General features: G+C 55.5%; 11 protein-coding genes. All 11 read left to right on the forward strand.

From position 1 onward, the window contains the following. The first annotated feature begins 68 nt into the window (after positions 1–68). The 11 genes from leuO to mraY all read left to right on the forward strand — a co-directional run bounded on the left by leuO (position 69) and on the right by mraY (position 12,873). Positions 69–1,019: a transcriptional regulator LeuO gene (gene leuO / locus CRO87_RS10325; protein ID WP_176504292.1), complete on the forward strand. Its 951-nt coding sequence runs from the start codon at positions 69–71 to the stop codon at positions 1,017–1,019. A gap of 382 nt (positions 1,020–1,401) precedes the next feature. After that, positions 1,402–3,126, forward strand: a complete 1,725-nt coding sequence (gene ilvI, locus CRO87_RS10330) for an acetolactate synthase 3 large subunit (protein ID WP_097162856.1) — start codon at positions 1,402–1,404, stop codon at positions 3,124–3,126. 2 nt (positions 3,127–3,128) lie between these two features. Continuing rightward, positions 3,129–3,620, forward strand: a complete 492-nt coding sequence (gene ilvN, locus CRO87_RS10335; protein WP_097162857.1) for an acetolactate synthase small subunit — start codon at positions 3,129–3,131, stop codon at positions 3,618–3,620. 180 nt (positions 3,621–3,800) lie between these two features. Then, complete coding sequence (cra, locus tag CRO87_RS10340; protein WP_097162858.1) at positions 3,801–4,805, forward strand: catabolite repressor/activator; 1,005 nt, start codon at positions 3,801–3,803, stop codon at positions 4,803–4,805. Between the two features lie 601 nt (positions 4,806–5,406). Beyond that, the gene (mraZ, locus tag CRO87_RS10345; RefSeq protein WP_097162859.1) at positions 5,407–5,865 is read left to right on the forward strand and encodes a division/cell wall cluster transcriptional repressor MraZ; all 459 of its coding nucleotides are present in this window, start codon (positions 5,407–5,409) and stop codon (positions 5,863–5,865) included. A gap of 1 nt (position 5,866) precedes the next feature. Then, entirely contained in the window at positions 5,867–6,808 is a 942-nt protein-coding gene (rsmH, locus tag CRO87_RS10350; protein ID WP_097162860.1) for a 16S rRNA (cytosine(1402)-N(4))-methyltransferase RsmH, read from the forward strand. Continuing rightward, positions 6,805–7,170 carry a cell division protein FtsL gene (gene ftsL, locus CRO87_RS10355; protein ID WP_097162861.1) on the forward strand — a complete coding sequence of 122 codons (366 nt, stop codon included), beginning with the start codon at positions 6,805–6,807 and terminating at the stop codon, positions 7,168–7,170. The genes rsmH and ftsL overlap by 4 nt, the downstream gene beginning before the upstream one ends. A gap of 31 nt (positions 7,171–7,201) precedes the next feature. Further along, positions 7,202–8,968, forward strand: coding sequence for a peptidoglycan glycosyltransferase FtsI (locus CRO87_RS10360; RefSeq protein WP_097162862.1), 1,767 nt, complete (start codon positions 7,202–7,204; stop codon positions 8,966–8,968). Next, positions 8,955–10,442: a UDP-N-acetylmuramoyl-L-alanyl-D-glutamate--2,6-diaminopimelate ligase gene (murE, locus tag CRO87_RS10365; RefSeq protein ID WP_097162863.1), complete on the forward strand. Its 1,488-nt coding sequence runs from the start codon at positions 8,955–8,957 to the stop codon at positions 10,440–10,442. Before CRO87_RS10360 ends, murE begins: the two co-directional genes overlap by 14 nt. After that, the gene (murF, locus tag CRO87_RS10370; RefSeq protein ID WP_097162864.1) at positions 10,439–11,797 is read left to right on the forward strand and encodes a UDP-N-acetylmuramoyl-tripeptide--D-alanyl-D-alanine ligase; all 1,359 of its coding nucleotides are present in this window, start codon (positions 10,439–10,441) and stop codon (positions 11,795–11,797) included. Before murE ends, murF begins: the two co-directional genes overlap by 4 nt. Then, entirely contained in the window at positions 11,791–12,873 is a 1,083-nt protein-coding gene (mraY, locus tag CRO87_RS10375; protein WP_097162865.1) for a phospho-N-acetylmuramoyl-pentapeptide-transferase, read from the forward strand. The genes murF and mraY overlap by 7 nt, the downstream gene beginning before the upstream one ends.

A 12,873-nucleotide genomic window follows, 5' to 3' on the forward strand; every position in this document is an offset into this window, starting at 1 on the left:
TAATCGTGTTTTCAGTATTAAGAGCTGTGGCCGGATAAAGGGAGTTACGTGTGACAGTGGAGTCTACTATGATCGTCGAAAAAGAAGCCCCTCCAACAGGTTCAGGTCAGGAGCCGGTTCGCCCCCAACTCCGTTCAGTTGATCTGAATTTACTGACCGTGTTTGATGCGGTTATGCAGGAGCAGAATATTACGCGCGCGGCACATATTCTGGGCATGTCACAACCCGCCGTCAGTAATGCAGTTTCGCGCCTGAAAGTGATGTTCAATGACGAGTTGTTCGTGCGCTATGGTCGGGGTATTCAGCCTACTGCCAGAGCGTCACAGCTGTTTGGCTCTATTCGCCAGGCTCTGCAGCTTGTGCAAAATGAACTGCCGGGCTCGGGGTTCGAACCGGTCAGCAGCGAGCGGGTGTTCAACCTGTGTGTTTGCAGCCCTTTGGATAATTCTCTGATCTCATTAATTCTTAATCATGTGAATAAAGTTGCGCCCAATATCCATTTAATATTTAAGTCCAGCTTAAATCAAAATACCGAGCATCAGTTGCGTTACCAGGAACTCGAGTTTGTTATTGGGTATGAAGAGTTTCGTCGGCCTGAATTTTCCTGTGTGCCATTATTTCGCGATGAGATGGTGTTAGTTGTCAGCGAAAACCATCCGCGAGTGGTGGGCCCCTTGAAAGAAAGCGATATTTATCAGGAAGAGCATGCGGTGGTTTCCCTGGATCGTTATGCTTCTTTCAGCCAGCCCTGGTACGATACGCCAGAAAAGCAGGCCTGTATTGCCTATCAGGGAATGGCATTAATCAGCGTGCTGAATGTTGTGTCACAAACGGAGCTGGTGGCTATTGCCCCACGCCGGCTGGCAGCTGAATTTACCGAAAAATTGAATGTTAAAATGCTGCCCCTGCCGATGAAATTAAACAGCAGGACCTGTTTCCTGTCATGGCATGAAGCGGCGGGGCGCGATAAAGGACACCAGTGGATGGAAGAGCTACTGGTTTCTGTTTGTCGTCGTTAAACCCCAGAGCCTAAGCCAGGTGCATTTGCATCTGGTTTATTCTGGTTATCTCAGTCATTTCGATATTTTGCTCTAATTCTGGATCCGCGGGGCGATGCATCAGGGACTAAAAATGCATGATTGCCTGTGATGTCTCTGTTCTCTCGAATTTCTTTCATTCTCTTTTCTTATTTCTGAAGTAATCCACTATTAACTTTCCTGACACCTCCTTTTTCTGCTGTCCTGCATTTTCAGCGTCGTCCAGCTGCCGATTGCCTGCCCGATGGCGAGCGGTTATGTTAAGGAAATGCTGTCATTCCGAAATCAACAGGATGGTTTAACCCTGTTGTATGACGCTGCGGAAATGAGTTCCGCCGTCATTAACTAAGCCTGGAGGCAAACCATGGAGATGTTGTCTGGCGCTGAGATGGTCGTTCGATCGCTTATCGATCAGGGTGTAAAACAGGTGTTTGGCTATCCTGGTGGTGCCGTTCTCGATATTTATGATGCGCTGCATACCGTGGGCGGAATCGATCACGTCCTGGTTCGCCACGAGCAGGCTGCCGTCCATATGGCCGACGGTCTGGCGCGCGCCACCGGTGAAGTGGGGGTCGTTTTGGTGACTTCCGGCCCGGGTGCGACAAACGCGATCACCGGTATTGCTACGGCGTATATGGATTCTATCCCGCTGGTTGTCCTCTCAGGCCAGGTGGCGACATCGCTGATTGGCTACGACGCATTCCAGGAGTGTGACATGGTGGGGGTTTCCCGCCCGGTGGTGAAGCACAGCTTCCTGGTGAAGCAGACGGAAGACATTCCAGGCGTGCTGAAAAAAGCGTTCTGGCTCGCCGCCAGCGGTCGCCCGGGTCCGGTGGTTGTGGATTTGCCGAAAGACATTCTGAATCCTGCCAATAAGCTGCCCTACAGCTGGCCGGAATCAGTCAGCATGCGTTCTTATAACCCGACAACGACGGGGCACAAAGGTCAAATCAAACGCGCCCTGCAAACGCTTATTGCTGCAAAGAAACCGGTGGTCTACGTGGGCGGTGGTGCGATTAACTCTGCCTGCGAAGACGTGCTTAAAACGCTGATTGAAAAGCTGAACCTGCCGGTCGCGTCGTCGTTAATGGGGCTGGGCGCATTTCCGGCCAGCCACCGCCAGGCGCTGGGTATGCTGGGTATGCACGGCACTTATGAAGCCAATATGACGATGCATAACTCCGATGTGATTTTTGCCGTCGGGGTGCGTTTTGACGATCGCACAACCAACAATCTCGCCAAATACTGTCCGAATGCGACGGTGCTGCACATTGATATCGATCCAACATCAATCTCTAAAACCGTCTCGGCAGATGTGCCCATTGTCGGTGATGCGCGTCATGTGCTGGAACAGATGCTGGAGCTGCTCGACCAGGAAACCACTTCGCAGCCGCTCGATGATATTCGCGACTGGTGGCAGCAAATCGAACAATGGCGTGCGCGTCAGTGCCTGAAATATGACACCCAGAGTGAACACATCAAGCCACAGGCGGTGATTGAAACTATCTGGAAGCTGACGAAGGGCGAAGCCTACGTAACCTCGGACGTCGGCCAGCATCAGATGTTTGCCGCGCTCTACTATCCGTTCGATAAGCCACGCCGCTGGATCAACTCCGGCGGCCTCGGCACGATGGGCTTCGGCCTGCCTGCCGCGCTGGGCGTTAAAATGGCCTTGCCGGAAGAAACGGTCGTGTGCGTGACCGGTGATGGCAGCATTCAGATGAACATTCAGGAGCTGTCCACGGCATTGCAGTACGAGCTGCCAGTGCTGGTGTTGAACCTGAATAACGGCTATCTGGGGATGGTGAAACAGTGGCAGGACATGATTTATTCCGGCCGCCACTCACAATCCTATATGTCCTCACTGCCTGATTTTGTGCGTCTGGCTGAAGCATATGGTCACGTGGGGATTCGCGTGAGCGATCCCGCAGAGCTTGAAGCAAAACTTGGCGAAGCGCTGGAGCAGGTGCGAAACAATCGTCTGGTGTTTGTGGATGTTATCGTCGACGGCAGCGAGCACGTCTATCCGATGCATATTCGCGGGGGCGGTATGGATGAAATGTGGCTGAGCAAAACGGAGAGAACCTGATTATGCGCCGGATATTATCGGTTTTACTGGAGAATGAATCGGGCGCGCTGTCGCGTGTGATCGGGCTGTTCTCTCAGCGCGGATACAACATTGAAAGCCTCACCGTGGCACCGACCGACGATCCCACGCTTTCACGCATGACGATCCAGACCGTGGGCGATGAGAAGGTGATCGAGCAGATCGAAAAACAGCTGCACAAGTTAGTAGACGTGCTGCGCGTCAGCGAGCTGGGGCAGGGCGCACACGTTGAGCGTGAAATCATGCTGGTGAAGGTTCAGGCAAGTGGATACGGGCGCGAAGAAGTGAAGCGCAACACCGAAATTTTCCGCGGGCAGATAATCGACGTCACGCCTTCTATTTACACCGTTCAACTGGCAGGCACCAGCGACAAGCTCGATGCTTTCCTGGCCTCGCTGCGTGACGTGGCAAGAATTGTTGAAGTGGCGCGTTCTGGCGTGGTCGGGCTGTCGCGCGGCGACAAGATAATGCGTTAAGCCTGGCCTTCATCCGAAAATCACAGCCCGACTTCAGACGTCGGGCTTTTTTTTGCAAAATCGTCGGTCAGTGCGGATAAAAGCGGTTGCCGCTCTGCGCAATCTGCGCTTAGATGTTATGGAATTTATTCCATGATTTAACAATGGTTATGGATTGTACATTTTAAGCAAGGGGCAATTGTGAAACTGGATGAAATCGCCCGGCTTGCCGGCGTGTCACGCACCACGGCGAGCTATGTGATCAATGGAAAAGCAAAACAGTATCGCGTCAGCGATAAAACTGTCGAAAAGGTCATGGCCGTTGTGCGCGAGCATAACTATCATCCCAACGCCGTCGCTGCAGGTTTACGCGCAGGCCGCACGCGATCCATTGGCCTCGTCATTCCCGATCTTGAAAATACCAGTTACACCCGCATTGCCAACTATCTCGAGCGCCAGGCACGCCAGCGTGGCTATCAGCTGCTGATTGCCTGCTCAGAAGACCAGCCTGATAACGAAATGCGCTGTATTGAGCATCTGCTCCAGCGCCAGGTTGATGCGATTATCGTCTCCACGTCGTTACCGCCGGAACATCCTTTCTACCAGCGCTGGGCCAACGATCCTTTCCCGATCGTGGCGCTCGATCGTGCCCTGGATCGGGAACATTTCACCAGCGTCGTCGGTGCCGATCAGGACGATGCGGAAGCGCTGGCTGCAGAGCTGCGTAAATTCCCTGCGGAAACGGTGCTCTACCTGGGAGCATTGCCTGAGCTTTCGGTCAGCTTCTTGCGCGAGCAGGGCTTCCGTACTGCCTGGAAAGACGATCCGCGCGAGGTGAATTTCCTTTATGCAAACAGCTACGAGCGAGAAGCAGCGGCGCAGCTGTTCGAAAAATGGCTGGAAACCCATCCGATGCCGCAGGCGCTGTTCACCACCTCTTTTGCTCTTCTGCAAGGGGTCATGGACGTCACGCTGCGTCGCGAAGGGAAATTGCCGTCAGAACTGGCGATTGCCACCTTCGGCGATCATGAGCTGCTCGACTTCCTCCAGTGCCCGGTGCTGGCGGTGGCGCAGCGCCATCGCGATGTGGCAGAGCGCGTGCTTGAAATCGTCCTGGCAAGCCTGGACGAGCCGCGTAAGCCAAAACCAGGCCTCAGCCGGATCCGCCGTAACCTCTATCGCCGCGGTAGCCTGAGCCGCCGCTAATCGTCTGCTGGAGAGGCAATATTCTCAATGGCCTCTCCGCTTTTCTTATGGGATATACCGAAAAATCTTATTCGGACAATTCCTTAAAATTCTTAAGTTAACTATTAATTACCCATTTAAAAGCGCTCAGCGATATTAATTTAGGTTAATGAAAAGTAAAGAACGGCTATTTTTGTATTGTTTTGTTACATTCAGGCAGCCTTTTGCAGAATTAACAGCCACTTCATTCACGATCTCACAATTCCTCACGCTTTCCGGGCCGCGGGCTGGCAGAAACAGTTCCTGCAAGGGCTATTAACGCGCTAAAGAATGTCCTAAAATGCCGCGCACGTCGCAAACTGACACTTTATATTTTCACTTTTGTGAAATTGGGTTGTTCAAAAACGTTACGAAGGTGTTGGTTTTTTTCTTGCCACTATTCATGACGTTATTTTGCCTCGTTCGCTGGACAGAATTTAAACAGGGCGAATATTGGTGCTCTCAATAGAGTTTTAGGACTCATTGAGCATCAGTGCTGGCTTGACAAGCTTTTCCTCCGCTCCGTAAACTCCTTTATGTGGGAATTTGTGGGTGAAAGTGGAGAAAAGGGGGTGAGGCTGGCATGTTCCGTGGAGCTACGTTAGTCAATCTCGACAGCAAAGGGCGTTTAGCCGTTCCAACCCGCTACCGGGATTTGCTGCTTGAGAACGCTGCTGGTCAATTGGTGTGCACCATTGACATCCATCACCCATGCCTGCTGCTTTACCCTCTGCCCGAATGGGAAATCATCGAGCAAAAATTGTCGCGACTGTCGAGCATGAACCCCGCAGAACGCCGCGTACAGCGTCTGCTGCTGGGACATGCCAGCGAATGTCAAATGGACAACGCCGGTCGTTTGCTGATTGCGCCGGTTTTACGGCAACACGCCGGACTGACCAAAGAAGTGATGCTGGTCGGACAGTTCAATAAATTTGAACTGTGGGATGAAACGATCTGGTATCAACGGGTCAAGGAAGATATCGACGCTGAGCAGTCCGCCTCCGGAGAATTGTCGGAGCGGTTGCAGGACTTGTCCTTATAAAATGATGGAAAATTTTAAACATACAACGGTACTGCTGGACGAGGCTGTAAACGGTCTGAACATTCGTCCCGACGGTATCTATATTGACGGCACTTTTGGTCGTGGTGGTCACTCACGCCTGATTCTTTCGCAGCTGGGTGCGCAAGGGCAGTTGCTGGCTATCGACAGAGATCCAGAAGCCATCGCTGTGGCGAACGCCATTGACGATCCTCGTTTTTCCATTGTGCATGGACCTTTTTCCGCGCTGGGTGACTATGTCGCCGAGCGCAATCTGATTGGCAAGATCGACGGTATTCTGCTCGATCTTGGTGTCTCTTCACCTCAGCTGGACGATGCAGAACGCGGCTTCTCCTTTATGCGAGACGGGCCGCTGGATATGCGCATGGACCCAACGCGCGGTCAGTCGGCAGCCGAATGGCTGCTGAACGCGGAAGAAGCGGACATTGCCTGGGTGATCAAAACCTTCGGCGAAGAACGTTTTGGCAAGCGCATTGCCCGTGCCATCGTGGAGCGTAATCGCGTTGAACCCATGACCCGCACCAAAGAGTTGGCGCAGGTCATTGCCGCCGCGATGCCGGTGAAGGACAAATTCAAACATCCTGCGACCCGTACTTTCCAGGCGGTGCGCATCTGGGTGAACAGTGAACTTGAGGAGATAGAGCAGGCGCTAAAAAGCTCGCTCGACGTGCTTGCCCCGGGTGGGCGGCTCTCCATCATCAGTTTCCACTCGCTGGAAGACCGCATTGTGAAGCGCTTTATGCGTGAGCAAAGCCGCGGTCCGCAGGTTCCGGCCGGGTTACCGATGACCGAAGAGCAACTCAGGAAACTGGGTGGCCGTCAGCTGCGGGCACTAGGCAAGTTGATGCCGGGCGAAGATGAAGTGGCAGAGAATCCACGTGCCCGTAGTTCAGTGCTGCGTATTGCAGAGAGGACGAACGCATGATCGGCAGAGTGACAGAAGCCTTAAGCAAAGTGAAAGGGTCGTTAGGAAGCAACGAGCGCCATGCCTTGCCTGGCGTGATCGGCGACGACCTTTTGCGGTTTGGGAAGCTGCCACTCTGTCTGTTCATTTGCATCATTTTATCCGCCGTTACGGTTGTTACCACAGCGCACCATACGCGCCTGTTAACTGCTCAGCGCGAGCAGCTGGTGCTGGAACGCGATGCACTGGATATCGAGTGGCGTAACCTGATTCTTGAAGAAAATGCGCTCGGCGATCATAGCCGGGTTGAGCGGATCGCGACGGAGAAGCTGCAAATGCAGCATGTCGATCCTTCGCAGGAAAACATCGTCGTTCAAAAATAAACGGTACAGAAAAAAGGATGATCGTAACGCAATGAAAGCAGCGGCAAAGACGCTTAAACCAAAACGTCAGGAAGGTCAGGCCAACTTTATCAGTTGGCGTTTTGCGTTGCTTTGCGGTTGCATTCTGCTGGCTCTCACATTCCTGCTGGGTCGCGTGGCATGGTTGCAAATCATCAATCCTGACATGCTGGTGCGTCAGGGCGACATGCGTTCTCTGCGCGTGCAGGAAGTGTCCACCTCCCGCGGCATGATCACCGACCGCTCAGGTCGTCCGCTGGCGGTGAGCGTGCCGGTGAAAGCCATCTGGGCCGACCCGAAAGAGCTGCACGAAGCGGGCGGTGTAAGTATTGATAATCGCTGGAAGGCGCTGGCCGATGCGCTGAATATGCCGCTCGATCAGCTGGCCTCGCGCATTAACACCAACCCGAGAATGCGCTTTATCTATCTGGCGCGTCAGGTGAACCCCGATCTGGCCGACTACATCAAAAAGCTCAAACTGCCGGGCATTTATCTGCGCGAAGAGTCTCGTCGCTACTACCCGTCAGGGGAAGTAACCGCTCACCTCATTGGCTTCACCAACGTCGACAGCCAGGGCATCGAAGGCGTTGAAAAGAGCTTCGACAAATGGCTGACGGGCCAGCCAGGCGAACGTATCGTGCGTAAAGACCGCTACGGTCGCGTGATCGAAGATATCTCCTCCACGGACAGCCAGGCGGCGCACAACCTGGCGCTGAGCATTGATGAGCGTCTGCAGGCGCTGGTTTATCGCGAACTGAACAACGCCGTGGCCTTTAACAAGGCGGAGTCGGGCAGTGCGGTGCTGGTGGACGTCAGCACCGGCGAAGTGCTGGCCATGGCGAACAGCCCGTCCTACAACCCGAACAACTTTACCGGCACGGCGAAAGACGCAATGCGTAACCGCGCAATCACGGACGTCTTCGAACCGGGCTCGACGGTGAAACCGATGGTGGTGATGACCGCCCTGCAGCGCGGTATCGTCAGCGAAAGTACGGTGCTGAACACCATCCCTTATCGAATTAACGGCCACGAAATCAAAGACGTGGCGCGCTACAGCGAATTAACCCTGACCGGGGTACTACAGAAGTCGAGTAACGTCGGTGTCTCCAAGCTGGCGTTAGCGATGCCGTCCTCAGCGTTAGTAGATACTTACTCTCGTTTTGGGCTGGGAAAGGCGACCAATTTGGGGTTGGTCGGAGAACGCAGTGGCTTATATCCTCAAAAACAACGGTGGTCTGACATAGAGAGGGCCACCTTCTCTTTCGGCTACGGGCTAATGGTAACGCCGTTACAGTTAGCGCGAGTCTACGCCACGATTGGCAGCTACGGGGTCTATCGCCCGCTGTCGATCACTAAAGTGGATCCTCCGGTGCCGGGTGAACGCATCTTCCCGGAACCGATTGTACGTACCGTGGTGCACATGATGGAAAGCGTGGCGCTGCCCGGCGGCGGCGGCGTGAAGGCGGCGATTAAAGGCTATCGCATCGCCATCAAAACCGGTACGGCAAAGAAAGTGGGTCCGGATGGCAAATACATCAATAAATATATTGCTTACACCGCGGGCGTCGCACCAGCCAGCCAGCCGCGTTTTGCGCTGGTGGTGGTGATTAACGATCCGCAGGCAGGTAAATACTACGGCGGTGCCGTTTCAGCCCCGGTCTTCGGTGCCATCATGGGCGGCGTGCTGCGCACCATGAACATCGAGCCGGATGCGCTGTCGACGGGCGAAAAAAGTGAATTTGTGACTAATCAAGGCGAGGGAACAGGTGGCAGATCGTAATTTGCGCGACCTTCTTGCTCCGTGGGTGCCAGGCGCACCGGAGCGGGCGCTGCGGGAGATGACTCTCGACAGCCGTGTAGCGGCGTCGGGCGATCTCTTCGTGGCTGTTTCAGGTCATCAGGCGGACGGGCGTCGTTATATCCCGCAGGCGATAGCGCAAGGTGTTGCTGCCATTATTGCTGAAGCAAAAGATGAGGCCGCCGATGGCGAAATCCGTGAAATGCACGGCGTGCCGGTTATCTATCTCAGCCAACTGAACGAACGCTTATCCGCGCTGGCGGGGCGTTTCTACAACCAGCCTTCCGAACAGCTACGTCTGGTCGGCGTAACCGGTACCAACGGCAAAACCACCACCACGCAACTGCTGGCGCAGTGGGCGCAGCTGCTGGGCGAAACCAGCGCGGTGATGGGGACGGTCGGCAATGGCCTGCTGGGCAAAGTTGTGCCAACCGAAAACACCACCGGTTCTGCGGTGGATGTTCAGCATGTGCTGAACGGCCTGGCAGGGCAGGGCGCAAGCTTTGCGGCGATGGAAGTTTCGTCCCATGGTCTGGTGCAGCATCGCGTGGCGGCGCTGAACTTTGTCGCATCCGTGTTCACCAACCTCAGCCGCGATCACCTCGATTATCACGGCGATATGGAACACTACGAAGCCGCGAAATGGATGCTCTACTCCACGCACCATTGTGGTCAGGCGATCATCAACGCCGATGACGAAGTGGGCCGCCGCTGGCTGACAAAGCTGCCGGACGCCGTCGCCGTCGCAATGGAAGATCATATCAATCCGAACTGTCATGGCCGCTGGCTGAAAGCCACCGCCGTGAACTATCACGACAGCGGCGCGACCATTCAGTTTGACTCCAGCTGGGGTCAGGGTGAAATCGAAAGCCGCCTGATGGGCGCGTTTAACGTCAGCAACCTGCTGCTGGCGCTGGCCACGCTGCTGGCGCTCGGTTATCCGTTGGTGGATTTGCTGAAAACCGCAGAGCGTTTACAGCCCGTTTGTGGCCGTATGGAAGTGTTTACCGCGCCAGGCAAGCCGACTGTGGTGGTTGATTATGCCCACACGCCAGATGCGCTGGAAAAGGCTCTGGAAGCGGCGCGCCTGCACTGTGCCGGTAAGCTGTGGTGCGTGTTTGGCTGCGGCGGTGACCGTGACAAAGGCAAACGTCCACTGATGGGTGCCATTGCCGAGGAGTTCGCCGATATCGCCGTGGTGACGGATGACAACCCGCGTACTGAAGAGCCTCGCGCCATCATTAACGACATTCTGGCGGGCATGCTTGATGCGGGTCACGCCAGAGTGATGGAAGGCCGTGCGGAAGCTGTCACGGCAGCCATCATGCAGGCAAAAGAAAATGACGTGGTGCTGCTGGCCGGTAAAGGCCATGAAGACTATCAAATCGTTGGCAACCGTCGTCTCGACTATTCCGACCGCGTCACCGCGGCTCGTCTGCTGGGGGTTATCGCATGATTAACATTACCCTGAGCAAAATGGCGGAGATCCTGAGCGGCGAATGCGTGGGCGAAGACGTCACCATTGACGCCGTCACCACTGATACCCGCAAAATCACCTCGGGCTGCCTTTTTGTGGCGCTGAAAGGTGAGCGTTTCGACGCCCACGATTTTGCTGAACAGGCGAAAGGCGCGGGCGCAGGTGCGCTGCTGGTCAGCCGCAAACTCGACATCGCACTGCCGCAGGTTATCGTGAAAGATACCCGCCTGGCGTTTGGCGAACTGGCGGCATGGGTCCGTCAGCAGGTGCCTACGCGCGTGGTGGCGCTGACCGGCTCCTCCGGCAAAACCTCGGTGAAGGAGATGGCGGCGTCCATTCTCGGCCAGTGTGGCAACACGCTGTACACCGCGGGCAACCTGAACAACGACATCGGCGTGCCGATGACGCTGCTGCGCCTGACGAAAGAACACGAGTTTGCCGTCATTGAACTGGGCGCAAACCATCAGGGCGAAATCGCCTGGACCGTCAGCCTGACGCGTCCGGAAGCGGCGCTGGTCAACAACCTCGCTGCCGCGCATCTGGAAGGGTTTGGGTCGCTGGCAGGCGTCGCGAAAGCCAAAGGTGAAATCTACACCGGCCTGCCGCTGAACGGCATCGCTATCATGAACGCCGACAACAACGACTGGCTGAACTGGCAGAGCGTGATCGGCGATCGTAAAGTGTGGCGCTTCTCGCCGAATGCCGCGAACAGTGATTTCACGGCCAACAACATTCATATCACCAGCCACGGCACCGAGTTCACGCTGCAAACGCCAACGGGCAACGTAGACGTGCTGCTGCCGCTGCCGGGCCGCCACAATATCGCCAATGCCCTGGCGGCAGCGGCGCTGACCATGGCGGTTGGGGCCGATCTGGCTGCGGTAAAAGCGGGCCTGGCCACGCTGAAAGCCGTGCCGGGGCGTCTGTTCCCCATTCAGCTGGCGGAAAACCAGCTGCTGCTGGATGACTCCTACAATGCGAACGTCGGTTCCATGACCGCGGCGGCACAGGTGCTGTCCGAAATGCCGGGCTACCGCGTATTTGTGGTCGGCGACATGGCCGAACTTGGCGATGAAAGCGAAGAGTGCCACCGCCAGGTGGGCGAAGCGGCGAAAGCCGCAGGTATCGACCGCGTGTTGAGCGTTGGAAAGCTGAGCAAAACCATCAGTGATGCGAGCGGCGTGGGCGAACACTTCACCGACAAGCCTGCTGTCATTGCGCGTCTCAAGGCCCTGGTCGAAGAACATCAGGTCATCACCCTTTTAGTGAAAGGTTCACGTAGCGCTGCCATGGAAGAGGTGGTTTGCGCTCTACAGGAGAACGGAACATGTTAGTTTGGCTGGCCGAGCATTTGGTCAAATATTATTCTGGCTTTAACGTCTTTTCCTACCTGACGTTTCGCGCCATCGTCAGCCTGCTGACCGCGCTGTTCATCTCCTTGTGGATGGGCCCGCGCATGATTGCCCGTCTGCAAAAATTGTCCTTCGGCCAGGTCGTGCGTAACGACGGCCCGGAGTCCCACTTCAGCAAGCGCGGAACGCCAACGATGGGTGGGATCATGATCCTGACCGCGATTGTTGTCTCGGTTCTGCTGTGGGCTTATCCCTCCAACCCGTACGTCTGGTGCGTGCTGACGGTGCTTATCGGTTACGGCATCATCGGTTTCGTTGACGACTATCGCAAAGTGGTTCGCAAAGACACCAAAGGCCTGATTGCCCGCTGGAAGTACTTCTGGATGTCGGTGATAGCGCTTGGCGTGGCGTTTGCGCTGTATATGGCAGGGAAAGACACTCCGGCGACCGAATTGGTGGTGCCGTTCTTCAAAGACATCATGCCACAGCTCGGTATTTTCTACATTCTGCTGGCGTACTTCGTCATCGTTGGGACCGGTAACGCGGTGAACCTGACGGACGGCCTGGATGGCCTGGCAATTATGCCAACCGTCTTCGTAGCGGCAGGCTTCGCGCTGGTGGCGTGGGCAACTGGCAACATGAACTTCGCCAACTATCTGCACATTCCTTACCTGCGTCACGCGGGTGAGTTGGTGATCGTCTGTACGGCGATTGTCGGCGCAGGGTTAGGCTTCCTGTGGTTTAACACCTATCCGGCCCAGGTTTTCATGGGCGATGTGGGTTCTCTGGCCCTCGGCGGCGCGCTGGGCATTATCGCCGTGCTGCTGCGTCAGGAATTCCTGCTGGTGATTATGGGTGGCGTCTTTGTTGTCGAAACGCTGTCGGTGATTTTGCAGGTAGGCTCCTTCAAGCTGCGCGGTCAGCGCATCTTCCGCATGGCGCCTATCCATCACCACTATGAACTGAAAGGCTGGCCGGAACCGCGCGTGATTGTGCGCTTCTGGATTATCTCACTGATGCTGGTGCTGATTGGCCTGGCCACGCTGAAGGTACGTTAA

It is taken from the genome of Enterobacter sp. CC120223-11, from assembly GCF_900215375.1.
Taxonomy (GTDB): Bacteria; Pseudomonadota; Gammaproteobacteria; order Enterobacterales; family Enterobacteriaceae; genus Scandinavium.